16 protein-coding genes are annotated in these 18,619 nt (G+C 47.4%); all 16 read left to right on the top strand.

Annotated features, from left to right (window positions below; genetic code table 11):
• Positions 1-13: 13 nt before the first annotated feature.
• The 16 genes from NLX78_RS10205 (at position 14) to NLX78_RS10130 (ending at position 18,585) form a co-directional block, all read left to right on the top strand.
• Positions 14-1,198, top strand: coding sequence for an exonuclease SbcCD subunit D (locus NLX78_RS10205; protein ID WP_254350303.1), 1,185 nt, complete (start codon positions 14-16; stop codon positions 1,196-1,198).
• Positions 1,195-4,590: an AAA family ATPase gene (locus tag NLX78_RS10200; protein ID WP_254350302.1), complete on the top strand. Its 3,396-nt coding sequence runs from the start codon at positions 1,195-1,197 to the stop codon at positions 4,588-4,590. Before NLX78_RS10205 ends, NLX78_RS10200 begins: the two co-directional genes overlap by 4 nt.
• A 262-nt stretch (positions 4,591-4,852) precedes the next feature.
• Positions 4,853-5,257, top strand: a complete 405-nt coding sequence (locus tag NLX78_RS10195) for a hypothetical protein (RefSeq protein WP_254350301.1) — start codon at positions 4,853-4,855, stop codon at positions 5,255-5,257.
• A 329-nt stretch (positions 5,258-5,586) separates the two neighbouring features.
• Positions 5,587-6,930 carry an aminotransferase-like domain-containing protein gene (locus NLX78_RS10190; RefSeq protein WP_061828548.1) on the top strand — a complete coding sequence of 448 codons (1,344 nt, stop codon included), beginning with the start codon at positions 5,587-5,589 and terminating at the stop codon, positions 6,928-6,930.
• A 162-nt stretch (positions 6,931-7,092) separates the two neighbouring features.
• Positions 7,093-7,452 (top strand): histidine triad nucleotide-binding protein, encoded by a 360-nt coding sequence (locus NLX78_RS10185; RefSeq protein ID WP_025722131.1) that lies wholly within the window; start codon positions 7,093-7,095, stop codon positions 7,450-7,452.
• 171 nt (positions 7,453-7,623) lie between these two features.
• Positions 7,624-7,797, top strand: coding sequence for a 30S ribosomal protein S21 (rpsU, locus tag NLX78_RS10180; RefSeq protein WP_005547957.1), 174 nt, complete (start codon positions 7,624-7,626; stop codon positions 7,795-7,797).
• A gap of 16 nt (positions 7,798-7,813) precedes the next feature.
• Positions 7,814-8,257, top strand: coding sequence for a GatB/YqeY domain-containing protein (locus NLX78_RS10175; protein WP_013311146.1), 444 nt, complete (start codon positions 7,814-7,816; stop codon positions 8,255-8,257).
• Positions 8,258-8,536: 279 nt separating this feature from the next.
• Positions 8,537-9,904 carry an NfeD family protein gene (locus NLX78_RS10170; protein ID WP_039272283.1) on the top strand — a complete coding sequence of 456 codons (1,368 nt, stop codon included), beginning with the start codon at positions 8,537-8,539 and terminating at the stop codon, positions 9,902-9,904.
• A 43-nt stretch (positions 9,905-9,947) separates the two neighbouring features.
• Positions 9,948-10,949, top strand: a complete 1,002-nt coding sequence (gene floA / locus NLX78_RS10165) for a flotillin-like protein FloA (protein WP_029517799.1) — start codon at positions 9,948-9,950, stop codon at positions 10,947-10,949.
• Positions 10,950-10,993: 44 nt separating this feature from the next.
• Complete coding sequence (locus NLX78_RS10160) at positions 10,994-11,572, top strand: hypothetical protein (RefSeq protein WP_069290008.1); 579 nt, start codon at positions 10,994-10,996, stop codon at positions 11,570-11,572.
• Between the two features lie 419 nt (positions 11,573-11,991).
• Positions 11,992-13,401: a branched-chain amino acid transporter BcaP gene (bcaP, locus tag NLX78_RS10155; protein ID WP_254350300.1), complete on the top strand. Its 1,410-nt coding sequence runs from the start codon at positions 11,992-11,994 to the stop codon at positions 13,399-13,401.
• A 229-nt stretch (positions 13,402-13,630) separates the two neighbouring features.
• Entirely contained in the window at positions 13,631-13,783 is a 153-nt protein-coding gene (locus NLX78_RS10150) for a hypothetical protein (RefSeq protein WP_254350299.1), read from the top strand.
• The gene (gene yqfC / locus NLX78_RS10145; RefSeq protein WP_029517796.1) at positions 13,780-14,073 is read left to right on the top strand and encodes a sporulation protein YqfC; all 294 of its coding nucleotides are present in this window, start codon (positions 13,780-13,782) and stop codon (positions 14,071-14,073) included. The genes NLX78_RS10150 and yqfC overlap by 4 nt, the downstream gene beginning before the upstream one ends.
• Positions 14,070-15,263: a sporulation protein YqfD gene (yqfD, locus tag NLX78_RS10140; RefSeq protein WP_254350298.1), complete on the top strand. Its 1,194-nt coding sequence runs from the start codon at positions 14,070-14,072 to the stop codon at positions 15,261-15,263. Before yqfC ends, yqfD begins: the two co-directional genes overlap by 4 nt.
• Before the next feature lie 6 nt (positions 15,264-15,269).
• Positions 15,270-16,241: a PhoH family protein gene (locus NLX78_RS10135; protein WP_029517794.1), complete on the top strand. Its 972-nt coding sequence runs from the start codon at positions 15,270-15,272 to the stop codon at positions 16,239-16,241.
• A 97-nt stretch (positions 16,242-16,338) separates the two neighbouring features.
• A complete protein-coding gene (locus NLX78_RS10130) occupies positions 16,339-18,585 on the top strand; it encodes an HD family phosphohydrolase (RefSeq protein ID WP_039272278.1) in 2,247 nt (748 codons plus the stop codon).
• The last annotated feature ends 34 nt before the right edge of the window (positions 18,586-18,619 follow it).

Raw genomic sequence — 18,619 nt, 5'->3', positions numbered from 1 at the left:
GAGGAGGAATAGCATGCGGATTTTGCATACAGGTGATTGGCATTTGGGCCGCACGTTGGAAGGACGCAGCCGTTTGAAGGAGCAGGAGGCGTTTTTGGAAGAGTTGGCGAAAATGGCTGACGATCAGCAGGCCGATTTGATTATGATGGCTGGAGACGTATATGACTCAGTCAATCCTTCGGCCGCAGCCGAGCAATTGTTTTATGAAACGTCTGCCCGTCTTACGGCTGGAGGAAGACCACTAGTCGTCATTGCGGGCAACCATGATCAGCCGGAGAGGGTATCCTCGGTCACACCGCTGGTGAGCGGGCGTGGAATTACATTGCTGGGACTGCCCCATGGGGAAGCGGTACGCGTTCGTACACCGCGAACGGGTGAAATGGCATGCATTGCAGCCTTGCCATATCCGTCCGAGTCTCGTCTGAACGAGCTATTGTCTGAAGACGGAGATGAAACAATATTGCGCGAGGCATACAGCCGCCGTGTGGGCTTGCTGATGTCACAGCTGGGTACAGCATTTCGGCCTGACACCGTTAATTTGTCGATGAGCCATATTTATGTGCTCGGCGGGCTGGAGTCGGACTCGGAACGCCCGATTCAGGTCGGGGGAGCGTATACCGTAGATCCGTCTGCTTTGAGCATTGGGGCACAGTATACAGCTCTAGGACATTTGCATCGTCCCCAATATGTGAAAGGAGACGGGCTGATGCGTTACAGTGGCTCGCCGCTGGCTTATAGCTTTTCCGAAGCCGGACAAGCCAAATCGGTTACGTTAATTGACGTGGTTGCTGGCAAGCCTGCTCTGGTCGAGGAACTGTATATCACCAGTGGACGCCCATTAGTGAGGTGGCGCGCACGGGGAGGTCTGGAGGAAGTATATCGCTGGCTGGACGAAGGACTGGATGCTGATGCCTTTATTGATCTGGAAATTACGCTGGATGAAGCGATGTCGATGGGAGATATCCAGCGGCTGCGCAAAAGCCGTGAAGGCATCATTCATATTCGTCCCATGTATCCAGAAATGGCTGCCGCACAGCTGGAGCACCAACGATCAGAACTGCCAGTGCATGAGTTGTTCCGGGCATTCTATCAGCGGCAGACAGGTGGAGCACAGCCAGATGACGGATTAGTACAGTTGTTTCTGGAACTGGTGGAACAGGATGATGCAAGAGACCACGCTGAGGAGGATGACGCATGAAACCAATCCTTCTAAAACTGGCGGGGTTGCAAAGCTACCGGGAGTCACAGGAAATTCACTTTGACGATTTGACCGAAACTGGGCTCTTCGGAATTTTTGGCCCAACAGGTAGTGGAAAATCAACGCTGCTGGATGCCATTACGTTGGCTATGTACGGTAAAGTGGAGCGGGCAGTGAATGGTACACAAGGCATTATGAATCATGCTGAGGATACATTGTCTGTTGCATTTACGTTTGAATTAATGTCAGCTCAAGGACCTCGTCGTTACCGTGTAGAACGACGTTTCAAACGTGCTGGAGGCGTATCGGTTAATAATACGCTTAGCCGTTTTATTGCGTTAACAGAGGATGGCGAGGAAGTGCTTGCCGATAAGGTGCAGGATGTGACGCGCTGTGTGGAGGAGTATATCGGCCTGAAAATGGACGATTTTACACGAGCTGTCGTATTGCCGCAGGGAAAGTTTGCGGAATTCTTGTCCTTAAAGGGTAGTGAACGCAGACAGATGCTACAGCGTTTGTTCCATCTGGAGAAGTATGGAGACCAACTTGCACAGAAGCTAAGCCGTCGTGTGAAAGATAACGATACCGCACTGAAAGCGTTAGAGGCAGAGCAGCAAGGGCTGGGGGATGCCAGTGCTGAAGCGCTTGAACATGTAGAGTTGCGTCTCAAAGAGGCGATTGCCAATGCAGAAGCTTCGCGTCGTGAGCTAGAGCGTGTCTCACGTGAATGGGAGGCGCTAAACAAAACCCGCGAGCTAGTTGTCGAGCTCAGCCAAAGATCGAACGAGCTGGAGCAGTTGGCAGCACAGGAGCCAGGCATTGCTTTGCTGGAGCACAAGCTTCGACAAGCATCTGCAGCCGAGGCATTGTTGCCTGCGCTGACGGATTGGAAGGAAGCCATTGCTGAAGCGGAAAAACGGCAAAAGAGTGCCGAAGAAATGGAAGTCTTGGCCACTACCGCGCAGGAGGCTGCGCTTGTGTCTGCGCAAGCAGATGAGCAGGCCCGGCAAGCACTCAGTGCCGAAGAACCGAAGCTATTGCTTCGGATCGACCAACTAGAGCAGGCACTTCAACTGGAGCGTGATACGGAAGCATTGCGTATTGAACGGGAACGTCTGGCGGCCGAGCTTGTGCAAAGCGAACAAACCCTTGCTGAACATGCAGAAGGACTCGCAAAGGAACAAGAGCTACAGACGCGAGGCTTGAAGCGACAGCAGGAGCTTCAACAAGAGCTAAAGCAAAATGAAGTGCGGGCAGATGAGCGGCGTATGCTGCAAGAGGCTGTGCAACGGTTGCAACAGCTGGAAATCGCGAATGAGCAATTGCGTGAAGCTGAACTGGAGTACACCGCTCAGGAGAAACGGCTTGCGCAAGCTGACGAACGTCTAAAGCTGACGGACCAGGAGACACAGGAGACAGAGGCACGGCGTTCTGCCCTTGCTGCACAGGCAGCTGAGGGTATTGAGGCATTGCTGACGTTGGAGGCAGAGATCACCGCCGATATGTCGTCACTGGCCTCCGAGGAAGAACAACTGCGCCACGAGCTCCGTGCGGAGGAGCTGGGGCGTCTCGCACAGCATCTCGCTGCCGAGTTGCGCGAAGGCGAGCCGTGCGCAGTGTGCGGCTCGCTGCATCATCCCGCGCCTGCCGTCGTTGCGGCGCATAGCGCGGATGCCGCTGCGCCAGATGAGCTGCACCGCCTGCGGCTTGGTTTGCAGGAGCTGCGCCTCACACTGCGCCAGCAGTTGCACGAGCAGCGCAGCTTGCTGGCGCAGCCCGCCACCGCAGACAGCGGCGCTGCCGCCACGGGCGAGCCTTTCACGCCTGCGGCAGCGCCAGCAGAGCCGCGCGGTGCCGCCGCTTGGGCGGAGCGCTGCACGGCGCTGGAGCGTGCTGCGGCAGAGCTAGCCGCACGTGCGCATGCACTGCCTGCCGAGGCACAGGCGCTGCGCGAGGCAGACGCCGCCGGACAGCAGCGGCGTATCCGTGCTGCCGCCGAGCAGGAGGCAGCAGCAGCAGCGCTGACGCAGGCACGCAGCAAGCGCGAGGCATGCACCACGCGCAGCGAGGGGCTGCGCGGCGAATGGGCGGCGCAGCTGCCGGATGTCGCTCCGAGCGAAGCTGCGGAGCGTTACCGTGCCATGCAGGAGCGCGACGGGCGTGCGGAAGAGCTGCGTTCCCGGCTGGAGACGAGTGTGACCTTCCTCGAAGGAAAGGCGGCGCGTGTTCAACAGATACAGCAGAGTATCATCGAGGAGGACAAAATCATTATTGCCCGTCGTACAGGGCTCCAAAGCAAAGATGATTCGCTTCGTGAAAAGCTAGCACAGCTCCGAAAATGGGTTGGAGATGGCCAAGCGGCTTCATTGCTGGAAGAAGCGACCTCGCGACTGTTGGGACTGAAAAACGGAGCCGAAGCCGCGGCACGCCGCCGTACCGAAGCGGAAGAACGCAAGCAGCAAGCCGTTCATGCTTCACTGATTGCCCGGCAGGCCTCCGACTCGGCAGAAGAAAGACGTCAGATGGCAGAGTCCCGTTGGGGCAACCGTCTGGAAGTCTCCTCCTTCGCTACGGAAGCAGAAGTGATGGAATGCTGCCTGGGACCGGAAGAAGCCGCACGCTATGAGCGTGAAGCGAGTTTGCATCGAGAACAGGAAAAAGAGCTGTCTTCCCGCTTAAAACATGTCGAAGAGCAGCTGAATGGAGCAACGGTAACAGAGGAACAGTGGGAAACGGCCACTGCACAGCTACGTGATTGCCGTGCACGCGACGAAGAGGCGCTTCAGAATCGCGCCAAGGCTGAGCGTGATTTAGAGGACTTGCAGCATCGACACGTCCGCTGGATGAAGCTGGAGTCCAATCGTATACATTTACGTAGCGAAGCGGAAAAAATGTCCAAGCTCCAGTCTGTTTTTCGTGGCAATGCCTTTGTTGAATATATTGCCGAGGAGCAGCTCATGCAGGTCAGCCAGTCAGCTTCACGCCGCCTGCGTTTTCTGACCAAGCAACGTTACGCGCTAGAGGTAGATTCCAGCGGTGGTTTTGTCATTAGTGACGATGCCAACGGTGGGGTCAAACGTCCAGTATCGACCTTGTCCGGTGGCGAAACATTCCTGACCTCCTTGTCGCTTGCGCTTGCGCTGTCGGCTCAAATTCAATTGCGGGGCCAATACCCTCTGCAATTTTTCTTTCTGGATGAAGGCTTTGGAACGTTGGACCCTGAGCTGCTTGACACAGTGATCACTTCACTGGAAAAGCTGCACCACGATCAATTGTCTGTTGGTGTGATTAGTCATGTGCCTGAACTACGGGCCCGTCTGCCGCGCAAGCTAGTTGTTCTTCCAGCAGAGCAGGCTGGAGGCGGCTCACGTGTGGTTATGGAAACTTTTTGAAGTAATGTGATACAGGTCACAGATACAGTTTCAAACTATTGTTATAATACAGCCAAGCCGACAAGTTAATCATACAGCACCCCGGCGGACGTATGCTGCGGAAGAAATCTTCCCGTCATACGTCCGTTCAGAGGGGCTCTGCCAAGAGCTCCCGGGGTGCTTCTTTTTTTTTGCAAGCCGGAATTCGCCCAATTTGATGTAGCAAATAGCCCGTTTTTGAATAACATACGGTATACATGCAAGAGCCTAGGAGGAAACAACCATGGAAAAAAGCATGACAACCGAAAAAGTTACAGCACCGGAACAGACGGATGTTAAAACACTATGTCAAAAACATATGCATCGTTATGTATGCGTATGGGTGAAGGACGGGACAATGTATGATGGCATTGTAGAGCATGTGGATGATGAAAAGATATACTTAGCCGTTCCTATGGGTGGAGACGAGATGGAGAAAGTCAATGTTAATCTCCCATATCCACCTAACAATTGTGGCTGCGGCTCCCGTGCTTATGGTGGTTATGCGTCTTATCCTCCGTATCCGTATCCGTACCCGTACCCAGTACCCGCTTATGCATATGGGTTCCCATACGGACGCCGTCGCTTTAATCGTTTGATTCTGCCACTTGCAGCGTTGACAGCGATTAGCTTGCTGCCTTATTACTAATCCTAATTCCTTAGTCGCCAGATATAGTGAATTCTCTGCTCTCTCCCGCCTACAGTTCTTGTACAGTACAAGTGACTTTAAGGCGCATCCATACATCATCACCATGCAAGGCTGTTTCTTCCATTATGAAGAAACAGCCTCTTTTTCACGTAAACCATCCCAAATATGATCCAATAATTAAAACTGTATCAGTACAGTTCAATGAAATGAAGTATCTTGTTTATCCATAAACCATGGTAACATCTAGCGTGTAAAGAAACATAAGACGGAATAAGCATGTAATGAAATGAGCATGTAATGAGTATGTAAAGAGCAGGTGGGAGGATATTGTGAAAAAATACGTTTCAATTTTATTGGATATAGAACTTAAAATTCGCGAGGGACAATATAAATCAGGTTACAAGCTGCCGTCGGTCCGTGAGGCTTCTGAATTATACAGGTGCAGCAAAAGCACGATTTTGCGGGCATACGCTGAACTTGAAAAGAAACACGCCATCTATTCCATACCGCAAAGTGGATACTATGTAGTGGAAAATTCGGGCGATTTACACCATAGCCATATGCAAGACTTCGTTGATTTTGCTTCGGCCTCCCCGGATTTAAATGTATTCCCTTATCTGGATTTCCAACATTGTTTGAATCAGGCTATTGACACCTACAAATATCATCTGTTCACTTATGGCGATTCGCAAGGACTGGAAACACTGCGTCATACGTTGGTTTCCCATTTGGCTGATACTCAGGTGTTTGCAAAAATGGATCGGATTATCGTTACTTCGGGTGTTCAGCAGGCATTGGAGATACTCGCTAAAATGCCGTTTCCCAATGGCAAAGAAAAGGTTTTGGTCGAGCAGCCAAGTTACGATATATATTTGCGTTTTCTGGAGGAAGAGAACATACCCGTCAGTACCATCGTCCGGACAGCGGAAGGTATGGATTTTCACGAATTGGAGAATCAATTTAAGAACGAGAGCATCAAGTTTTTTTATACCATGTCAAGATATCATAATCCATTAGGAGTCTCTTACAACACAGAGGAGCGAAAAGCGATAGCTGCCTTAGCCGCCAAATATGATGTGTACATTGTAGAAGATGACTATATGGCAGATTTGGGGGCCGATCATCTTTTTGATCCCATTTATGCATACGACCAGACGGACCATGTTATTTATTTGAAAAGCTTCTCGAAAATCATTTTCCCCGGCTTACGATTAGGAGTTGCGGTATTGCCAGAAGCCCTATTAAAGACGTTTAATACCTATAAAAGATATGTCGACACATCTATTTTGTCTCAGGCGGCGCTTGATATTTATATTAAAAATGGAATGTATGAACGCCACAAGCACACGATATGCAACCTGTATTCGGAGCGCGTTCGTGCTCTTAACAAGGCTGTGGAACGATACAATCAGGCCGGATACGTTCAGACTTCAGCTGTAACCTCAGGAGTTTATATGCAGTTTAAACTGCCTCGGACGGTGAATTTGGGACGTTTGGTACAGTGTCTTTCCGCGAGGAACATCCAGGTTGTAGCTGGCAAAGGCTTTTATTTATCAGGCTATAGGGAACAAGAGAAGTTTTTGCGCATAAGTATTTCGCGCGCGCAGTTGGATCAAATTGATGCAGGGGTGAAAGCTATTATAGAGGAAGTTAGTAAGGGAAACTGGTATTAAGACCCTTTTTCCGTTATGATACATATAGAAACATAAGTATAACCAAACATGGCTGTATATGTTTCTATTCAGTGTGGGAAATACATAACTTTGAATGCCGAGAGCAAGGGCTGTTTATGCCTATTTACTTACGATCGGCTCACTGCCAAAGGAGGGTTTTGAATGGACGATCTGTTTTTGAAAATTGTGGATGGAACCATCCCCAGCAAAAAGGTGTTGGAAACCGACAATGTGCTCGCATTTCATGACATCCAGCCTGCGGCGCCAGTACACGTGCTCATTATTCCCAAAAAATATATTCCTTCGATGAACGCTGTGACGGAGGAGGATCTTCCTCTTATCGCGGAGATTCATCGTGTTGCGGTTGAGGTTGCGAAAAAGTTAGGAATCGCTGAGTCTGGCTATCGGTTGATTAACAACTGTGGCCCGGATAGTGGACAAGCGGTGGGGCATCTGCATTATCACTTACTGGGCGGCGCCAAATTGGGTGCCTTGACAGGTATTTCGGACTCACATTCTTAAAAAATGACAGAGCTTGCCTTTTCAGTAATACGGAAGTGAATGGAGAAAAATGGCCCTTTATGTATTCATTTTTTCTTATAGGTTGACACCTGGTTTCCGTTTCACCTATAATAAAATTTGATGAACCGTGTTATTGCTCTTGGACGGTCTGGTCGGAGGGAGGGAAAACTGGTGTCTGAAACTAAAGTTCGCAAAAACGAGACAATTGATGCTGCACTTCGTCGCTTTAAACGTTCCATTGCTAAGGATGGCGTATTGGCTGAGGTGAAGAAACGCAAGCATTATGAAAAGCCAAGCGTAAAGCGCAAGAAAAAGTCCGAGGCTGCTCGTAAGAGAAAGTTCTAGGAGGATCTAAGCAATCATGAATTTGAGCGAACGATTGAACGAAGATATGAAGCAAGCAATGAAGAGTAAGGACAAGTTCAAACTCTCCACCATTCGAATGGTTCGTTCTACGATTAAAAATCTTGAAATAGATTTGAAACGGGATTTGGACGACAACGAAGTGCTTGATATTCTGAGTCGTGAGATCAAACAGCGAAAAGATGCCCTCCATGAATTTGAAAAAGCCGGTCGTGATGAACTTGCGACAAGCACTAAAGCAGAAATAGAGATCATCGCTCAGTACCTTCCCGAACAACTTTCTGAGGAAGAAATTAAAGTTATTGTACAGCAGACCATCCAGGAAACCGGTGCTTCTTCGAAAGCCGAGATGGGGAAAGTAATGACGGCCTTGATGCCTAAGGTAAAAGGCCGCGCTGACGGTAAGCTCGTGAACCAAGCGGTTCAGCAATTTCTGCAATAAACCTGCGACAAACAGGAAAACACAACACCCTCTGTTTACAGAGGGTGTTATTTCTATATAAGCGATGCCTACCATAGAATGTAATGATGAAAGATTCTTATATGTAAGCGTTATCGTTAATTGTGTGAAACGTGATGTCCATTGGGTGCGTAAAGTATCTGACAGCCGTCAGGATTAGCAATATACCCAATAATTTCACATTAAATCCTGAAAACTGTATAGTTTGTCTAACAAAGTTTGGTATGCTGTAACATAGAAAGATCGAAAGGGGGGAGAGAAATGCATAGAGAACATCACCACTCCAGTCGCAAATTGATCTTTTTAACGTTGTGGATTATGGTATCCGTTTTGCTGTTACCCTTAGTTCATTCCGAATCAGCGGCGGCCCAAACTAAAGGTGGAGCTGTGTTTGTTATACCAGTTGATCAGGAAATTGAGCAAGGTCTGGGCAAATTTATGGAACGTGGATTTGCAGAAGCAGCAGATTTCAAAGCAGGTCTGATTTTACTGGATATTAACACTCCCGGTGGACGGGTAGATACAGCGGAGAAGCTGGGCAAACTGATTAAAGACAGTCCAATTCCGACCGTAGCCTATATAAGGGGCGAAGCGGCCTCAGCGGGTAGCTATATTGCGTTGAGCGCAAACAAGATTGTTATGAAACCGGGGAGTATTATCGGAGCAGCAGCGTTAGTAGACGGCAGGGGGCAGGCTATCACAGATCCAAAAACGATAGCTTGGTGGAAGAGTAGCATGGCATCTGCCGCAGAAGCTGGAGGACGTAATCCGGATATTGCCAGAGGTATGGTTGACTCTAAAACGACCATATCTATTCCAGAGATGAACTTTAATAAGGAAAATGGTCAGATCATTTCTTTAACCAGTGAGGAAGCGCTGAAGTTGGGTTATGCGGATCACATCGCGTCTTCCGAACAAGAAGTTATCCAGTGGATGGGTTACAGCATGGATGATGTTATTCATGTGGAGCGAACATGGGCTGAAAAAGCAGCCGAGATATTGACCAACCCAATTGTGCAGACGTTGCTTTTATTTATCGGTATCGCGGGTATCGTTATTGAGCTGCTCGTACCTGGTTTTGGTGTACCGGGAATTTTGGGCATACTCGGATTTGGGTTGTATTTTTTCGGCAATTATATCGCTGGTTTTGCAGGTTCGGAGACGTGGTTGTTGTTTATTATCGGTCTGGCTCTGCTTATCCTTGAAATGTTCATCCCAAGCTTTGGTGTTTTGGGCATTTTAGGTTCAGTCAGTCTTGTCGCCGGAGTTGTTCGCGCAGCATACAACATGCAGCACGCGTTTATATCTTTGGGCATTGCCTTTGCAGCTGCGGTTGCCGTGGTGGCGATCATTGCGGTTGTATTCAAGGACCGAGGGATATGGAACCGTTTTATACTTAAAGAAAGTTTAACGGCTGACCAAGGTTTTTCTTCAGTTGTGAACCGGGAAATGCTATTAGGTCAACGGGGTGTCAGTCTGACACCACTTCGTCCAGCCGGAACGGTGCTGATCGCTGATGAGCGAGTCGATGTTGTAACGAACGGCGAGTTTATTGCTACAGATATGCCGATTATAGTATCCAAAGTAGAAGGTGGGCGTATTGTGGTCAAGGCAGACACTAGCGTCTAAATAAGTAAACAACAAAGAATTAGATTAATGGAGGATGATGCGAGTGTTCGAATCAGGTATTGTCAGCGTTTTGCTGATTGCCGTTGTAGTGATTATTGTATTGAGCGTATTTTTCAGTTTCTTCCCGGTGATGCTGTGGATTTCAGCATTGGCTTCGGGTGTGCGCATTGGTATCATTACGCTGGTAGCTATGCGGTTACGACGCGTCACGCCAAGCCGAATTGTCAATCCGCTCATTAAGGCAACCAAGGCGGGTCTGGGCTTGAACATCAACCAGCTGGAAAGCCATTTTCTCGCAGGAGGGAATGTAGACCGAGTGATCAATGCGTTGATTGCTGCGCAGCGAGCTAACATTCCGCTTGAGTTTGAACGTGCGGCAGCGATTGACCTTGCGGGACGGGATGTTCTGCAAGCGGTCCAAATGAGCGTTAATCCGCGTGTTATTGAGACACCTATTGTGGCTGCGGTAGCCAAGGATGGTATCGAAGTAAAGGTTAAAGCTCGTGTTACGGTGCGTGCCAACATTGATCGACTTGTTGGGGGTGCCGGAGAAGAAACGATTATTGCACGGGTCGGTGAAGGTATTGTTACAACCGTAGGTTCCAGTAACTCGCATAAGGACGTATTGGAGAATCCAGATTCAATTTCAAGAACTGTATTGTCCAAAGGTTTGGATGCCGGGACAGCATTTGAAATCCTGTCCATTGATATTGCGGACGTTGATGTAGGTAAAAATATCGGTGCTTTTCTACAAACAGAGCAGGCGGAAGCGGACAAACGTATTGCGCAGGCAAAAGCGGAAGAGCGGCGTGCGATGGCTGTAGCGCAGGAGCAGGAAATGAAGGCACGTGTTGTAGAAATGAGAGCACGCGTGGTGGAATCCGAGTCCGAAGTGCCGCTGGCAATGGCTGAAGCGCTGCGTGGCGGGAAGCTTGGCGTCATGGACTATATGAATTTGAAAAATATTGAGGCAGATACGCAAATGCGTGGCTCCTTGGGCAAACCGAATGAGAACTCGGGGAATGACAACAAGAACCGGGATTAATAACGGGACATAGCCGATGAATTACGGCAGCTAGGTGGTGAGTAATGAACTTTATCAGCTGGATCTTTGAACATTTGTATATCCTGATCGTGATTGGCTTTGCTTTGGTGTCCTTCTTGGGGAAAAGCATCCAAGGTACAGGGCGGAAATCACCGCCGCGAAAAGGTATGCCTACCTTTGGGGGTGATCATGGTTCTCGCGGGCCCTCGACGTCATCCAGACCCTTCACAACGGAACATGGGCAAGAGCAGCGCCAGCAGGATGTTGCTGGTGAGTTGCAACGTCAATTTCCTAATGAACGACGGGCGGTTATGGAAGCTCGTCGTATAGAAGAAGTGGGCGATCGGTCGGAAACGGAAGAACGGATGGACCGGGATTCATTAGATAACGGTTCGACTCTAGAGGATCGGATCCGTGCTATGGAAGAAGAACGCAGATTGGTTTTAGCCCGTCTCGATCGTATATCCAACGCGAGGGAGTCAGGGGAAATTACAGATGCGCCAGAGATAGCTTCGCAAGACCGTAATACGGTGGATACGGCTGATCTGCGCAGAGGTGTGATTTGGGCAGAAATATTAGGTCCTCCGCGTTCCAAGCGCTACATGGGTGGAGGAAGACGTTAAAATGATAGTGGATCCGTCACGGCTTTGGCTGTGGCGGGTCTTTTTTTGTGATGCTTTAGGAATACATAAGCATGCTCAGAATAAAAAGTGAATTAACGACAAATCTCTAATTACCTGACAACGGATGTGATAATCTCTTGTGTGCCCTAGGTTTCTAACATTTGCTGTCATCTAAAATGGTGGCATTTTGTCTAATTTAGGGCCTCATTTATGAAAATATATTCGTGAAAAATGATCAAATGTAACAATATGAATGAGGCTTTCCGAAAGCAGTTTTCATTTTTTCTTTTTTATATATAATGTTCTCAATGATAGATACTTATGAAAATTTACTCCATATTTAGCTAAAATTTGATTTAAATTGAGGTGATAAACAAGATTATAAAAATGAAAAATTAATTTTTAGGAGGATGGAATGGATGGGGAATAGCTTGTTCAGAAAGAAGAACATTGATCAGTTGATTGCTGCTACGCGGGGGGAAAAAGCACTCAAAAGGGAACTGGGTGCGTTTGATTTAACGATGCTTGGAATCGGAGCCATTATTGGGACGGGGATTTTTGTGTTGACAGGTACGGGAGCAGTTACAGCTGGTCCAGGCTTGGTTCTTTCTTTTGTGATTGCGGGACTCGCCTGTTTATTCGCAGCATTGGCTTATGCGGAGTTTGCATCCACCGTTCCAGTATCCGGTTCTGTTTACACTTTTACATATGCAACGATGGGGGAACTATTGGCCTTTATTATTGGATGGGATTTAATTTTGGAATACATGCTGGCAGCCAGCGCCGTTTCCGCAGGTTGGTCGGGTTACTTTGTATCATTTTTGAATGGAATTGGCCTTCACATTCCGCTTGAATTTACTGCTGCACCTGGGGCTTTAAAAGACCAAATGACTTATTTTAATCTCCCAGCTTTTTTAATTTTGATGGGTATCACGTTCTTGCTTTATTTTGGGATAAAAGAATCAAAACGGATAAACAACATCATGGTAATCATAAAAATTGTTGTTATTTTATTGTTTATCATCGTTGCTTTTAAATATGTGAAGCCAGATAACTGGACACCGTTTATACCGTTTGGGTTCAATGGTGTGTTTGGAGCCGCAGCTCTTGTGTTTTTTGCTTTTATTGGTTTTGATGCTGTTTCATCAGCAGCTGAAGAAACCAAAAATCCCGCTCGTGATTTACCGCGGGGTATTATATTCTCACTTGTTGTTTGTACATTTTTGTATGTCGTTGTTAGCGCGATTATGACTGGTATAGTACCGTTTATGCAATTTGAAGGTATCTCTCACCCTGTGTCATTGGTATTGCAGGTTGCGGGCCAGAACTGGGTTGCAGGTATTATAGATATAGGAGCTATCTTAGGAATGACAACGGTCATGCTGGTTATGCTCTATGGTCAAACTCGCATTATGTTTGCTATGTCACGTGACGGCTTAGTCCCCAAAGTATTATCCAAGGTTCATTCCAAATATAAAACGCCCTACATTAACACGTTGTTTTTCGGTACTTTATCTGCATTAATGGGTGGGCTGATCCCGCTAGATGAGTTAGCTAGTTTGGTGAACATTGGAACCCTGTCAGCATTTATTCTGATTTCGATCGCCGTCATCGTTATGAGAAAAACACAACCTGATTTGCCAAGGGCCTTCCGATGTCCTGGAGTTCCGTATATTCCAATCCTGGCTATCGTTTCATGTGGGGTGCTCATTCTTAATTTGAATGGTCAGACATTTATTCGCTTTATTATTTGGCTTGTCATTGGTATGGCTGTTTACTTCTTATACTCTAGAAAAAACTCTCTTTTGAATCGAGATACCGAGAAATAACCGTGTCATATAATGAAAATCAAAAAAGCCAACCTTGTTTTCGATATGAAAACGAGGTTGGCTTTTTTGATTGTGAATTTTGAAAGAACCCATCTTTTGCCTCTGCAATATAGTAGCAGCTACGAATTGTAAGTTTAGCCTCATAAATGCGGGGACTGGATCATAAAATGTACAGAACAGATATCTGTGGCGCTGGTGTAATGGTGTTCACTGATAATAAGAATATACGATGAAAAGCCAGCAGCGTAGCTGCCATGAAACATCTATGGGCCGAATGGCAATAACAGAAGATGAAAAAATAGCAGCGTGCTGTCATCAAAACAACTATGAGCCGATGGATAACAGATGTTTTGATGACGGGAAAGGAGATTTCGCCGTATGAGCAGGATGAGCCGCAAACTGCGAAAGTGGGCCAGCGAGACGCTGGAGCTTCCGCAGGACATTCTATTTGACTTGCCGCGGTTAACCCTCATCGGCAGCCGCCAGCTTTATGTGGAGAATCACCGGGGCGTGGTGGATTTCACGCCGGATCAGCTCGTACTTGCACTTGCGCAAGGCAGGCTGAGGGTGTCCGGCCATGATCTAGTCATTACGTCTATTCTGCCAGAGCAGGTAAGTGTGGAGGGACATATAACGGATATCCAAATGGAAGGAACGGAGGAAGGCTCGTGAAACATCCTGCTTTAGCAAAGCTGCATGGCACGGTTACCCTTGCTGTCAAGGGCGAAAGTGTGGAAGATTTCATTAATTTACTCACCGATCAACATATACCTGTTTGGAACGTGCGGCCGATGGGTACTAGACATGCAGAAATGAACCTTCTGCTGCCGCACGTCTTCCTCCTACGCCCGCTTTTGAGAAGGACAGGCTGTAAAATGCATGTTCTGAAGCGGCAAGGGCTTCCCTTTACTGTTATACGACTTGCCAAACGTAAATTTTTTCTGGCTGGATTGGCTTTGTTCTGGGTAGGTCTCCTGCTGATGTCTTCGCTTATCTGGGACATTGAAGTGAAGGGGAATGATAAGCTCTCGACGGAATCCGTTCTCAAAGCCGCCCGACAGGAGGGGCTGTATCCGTTTCAATGGAGCTTTCGTCTTTCCAGTCAAGACAAGCTTTCCCGTGCGCTCATGCAGAAGCTTCCAGAGGCATCCTGGATCGGTGTGGAAAAACAGGGTACTTTGGTGACGATTCAGGTTGTTGAAGCTTCACAGCCTACCCCTGCGCCGCTCTACAGCCCACGTCATATCATCAGTAAGGCAGACGCGGTAGTCACTGAAATTTTTGCCGAGCAGGGTCGTCCTGTCGTGCATAAAAATACGCGTGTCAAAAAAGGAGCCATTCTCATCTCGGGAACGCTTGGAGATGAGGAGAATCAGCAGCAGGTCGTAGCCAAAGGAGAGGTTAAGGGTCTTGTATGGCATGAATACGAAATTAGCAGTCCCACGGTGCAACGCAGCAGCACGTATACAGGTACCAGTCACGACCGCTTGTATCTGGTGTTAGGCAACCGTGCGATACAATTATGGGGATATGGGAAAATACCTTATTCTACACATAAAACAACAGTTGAACATGATCCGCTAACATGGCGTTCCTACAAACTTCCGATGGGTTGGATGACCGAAAGTGTGAGGGAGACAAAGATACAAGAGCAGAAGCTTACGGAAGCAGAAGCGAAAATGTCAGGAATAGAAGGCGCGCGAGCTGATATTTTAGCTAAATACGGCAAAGGAACGAAAATAATAAGCCAAAAAATTTTGCATGAGAAGAGAGAGAATGGTAAAGTTTATATGAAAGTGCTTTTTGAAGTGGAGCAGGATATTGCGGAAGAACTTCCGTTAGTTCATAACCAAGGAGAATGAGGCTATTTGGCAGAACAACAACGCAGCATACAAATTGCATTGAACAATGCGGGAGAAGGACAGGCGTTATTTGGCCCGCAGGATTCCTTTTTAAAATTAATCGAAGCCGCTATTCCAGCAAAAATAGCATCTCGTGAGGCAGAAGTTAATGTTTTTGGTAATGCACACGAGGTGGAAGTGCTCGAACAATTGTTCGATGTATTACTCCAGTTAATTCGCAATGGGTATATACTGACCGAAAGGGACGTCCATTATGCGATTGAATTGGCCAAAGATTTGCGCGCTGATCAGCTGCTCGATTTGTTCAAGGGTGAAATTACGACGACGTTTCGGGGTAAACCGATTCGCGTCAAAACGATTGGACAAAAGCACTATGTAACCACGATTAAGAAACGCGATATTGTATTTGGAATTGGGCCGGCGGGTACTGGTAAAACCTATCTGGCTGTAGTGCTGGCCGTAGCTGCCCTGAAGGAAGGTTCAGTCAAGCGCATTGTACTGACTCGCCCTGCGGTGGAAGCAGGTGAAAATTTAGGTTTTTTACCAGGGGATTTACAGGAAAAGGTTGATCCGTATTTACGCCCATTGTATGATGCCCTATACGATGTGATGGGCCCAGAGCAGACTGCAAAGGCACTGGAGCGCGGGTTAATAGAAATTGCACCTTTGGCTTATATGCGGGGACGTACGCTGGATGATTCATTTATTATTTTGGACGAAGCGCAAAACACCACACCCGAGCAAATGAAAATGTTTTTGACTCGACTTGGCTTCGGCTCCAAAATGGTAATTACCGGCGATGTCACGCAAATTGATTTGCCTCGTGGCAAAAAATCCGGTCTGATTGAAGCGAATGCGATTTTACAAGGGATTGAGGAAATAGGCTTTGTCCAGTTTGCAGAAGAGGATGTTGTCCGTCATTCCCTTGTTCAAAAAATCATTGTTGCTTATGACCGTGTTGCCGAGAATCAAGGATAGCCATTCAAGTATGAGTATGGTGTGTACGATCAGAAAAAGTAATAAAATAAGCAGTGTAGCTGCCTTAGAAAAAGATGATGGAGAGGGATTGTTTTAGATGACCTCGAAGGAATTATCTAAAGGGAAAACGTTCCAGCATAGAATGAATGGATGGAAGTATAGCGTGGCGACACGCTATCTTCTGTTTTTATTTTTGGTGGTTCTTTTTTATGTAGGCTTTGCGTCCAAGCTCCTTCCCGAGCGTTATGATATTCGGGTAAATCAACCGAGTGAAAAGGAAATTGTCGCCCCGATGCAGCTTCCTAACAGTAAGGCGACTTTGAAGGCTCAAGAGGAATCAGCTGAACGTGTGCAGCCCATGTATACCATTGTGCCCGTTCGCAACGATAACCTGATTACTGGTATTTTGGATCGAATTGAACGGCTCAATCAGGATGATCAGGTTTCCAGAGCAGATAAGATTTCGATTTATAAGGATGAGATTCCGCAACGTGCACGGGAATTTGTGCAAAATTTTGTGAATAACAGCCGTAATGCAGATGCCTACCCAGATAAGCTGCTGGATGAAGTGCTGGAAAAAACGAAAGAGCAAACGTACCGAATTCCAGAGGAGACATTCATTAAAATTCCGCGCCTTACATCTGAGGATATTGCTGAAATGCGGCCTGTTGCCCGTGAGATTGTGACAGGGTTGATGAATGATCAAATTACGGATGCTCAGACAGCCCGAGCGAAAGTAGCTGAGCGGGTTAGTACAAGCTCGCTTACTAAGCGTACTTCACGGGAGGTTGTTCAGGAACTTGCAAGGCTTGTGATTACCGCCAACAAGTTTTATGATGATACAGCTACGAAGGACGCCAAGGTACAGGCTCGTGAAGATACACCGACAGTTTACATTAAACAGGGTGAAGTACTCGTCAAGAAGGGTGAGATTATTACCCAGGAAATCTATACACTGCTTGATGAAAATGAATTGCTCAAGGATAAAATCAATTATTGGCCACAATTTGGCCTACTGATGTTGTCTATGATGCTGGCATTGGGCCTGTTTATGTATATTCGTCAATTTCAATCACGAACACGAAACTTCAAGTATAATAATGCGCAGTTGCTCATGCTAGTATTAATCTTTGTGATTACAGTAGGAGCAATGATGTTAATTTCCATACTGCAGAACAGTGAACGTTCCTATCTCGGCTATCTGGCGCCTATCGCGCTTGGAGCTATGCTCGTAACGCTGTTGCTTGATATGTCGTTGGCTTTTGTATGTGCCGTTATATTCAGTATATTGGCAAGTGTTATTTTGAATGTCCGTCAGGGACAAATTTTTGACTTTAATTTTGGATTTTTTGCTATTGTGGTCTGTCTGGCAGCGATTTTCTCTACCCATCGAGCCAGCCAGCGTTCAACACTGTTCAAAGGGGCGATTATGGTATGCCTGTTCGGTGCCCTGTCTGTTTTTTCTCTGGCACTGATTGACCAAGGGAATTGGACTCAAACGACGACGCTCTATGGGGTAGCTTTTGCTTTTGCAGGCGGTCTGATAACAGCAATACTTGTTATTGGGCTAATGCCATTTTTTGAGTCTACTTTTGGTATCTTGTCGGCACTGAAGCTTGTTGAGCTGTCGAATCCCAACCATCCATTGCTCCGCAAGCTGCTTACGGAGACACCGGGAACGTATCATCATAGTGTAATGGTGGGTAATCTGTCAGAGGCCGCAGCGGAGGCTATAGGAGCAAACGGCTTGTTGTGCCGGGTTGGTTCGTATTATCATGATATTGGTAAAACCAAGAGGCCTTCGTACTTCATTGAAAATCAAAATGGGTTGGAAAATCCACATGATTCAATAGAGCCCAAGCTTAGCAAATCCATCATTATCGCCCATGCTCGTGACGGCGTGGAAATGCAATTGGATTACAAGCTACCCAAGCCAATTCGCGATATTGCCGAGCAGCACCACGGAACGACATTCTTACACTATTTTTATCACAAGGCGTTGCGTGAGGCTGAAGAGCGGGGGGTGGAGCCTGACTTCACGGAGGATGATTTCCGTTATCCGGGACCGAAGGCTCAGTCTAAAGAGTCTGCTGTGGTGGGAATTGCTGATAGTGTGGAGGCAGCAGTTCGTTCCTTACGGAAGCCGACGGTGGAACAGGTTGAATCCATGATTGAGAAAATTATTAAGAGCCGTCTTGATGATCACCAATTTAACGACTGCGAGCTGACCATGCGGGAGCTTGATATCGTGGCTCAAACCCTCAAGGAAACAGTAATGGGGATTTTCCATTCCCGTATTGAGTATCCAGAGGAAAGGCCCAAGTCTGAAAACGGAAAAGCTTAATATAACTTGTGCATGAAGCACGGGTAGAGCACTA

Source organism: Paenibacillus sp. Lou8.1 (assembly GCF_024213565.1).
Lineage (GTDB): Bacteria > Bacillota > Bacilli > Paenibacillales > Paenibacillaceae > Paenibacillus > Paenibacillus polymyxa_B.
This window is presented reverse-complemented; position numbering and strand designations above follow the sequence as displayed.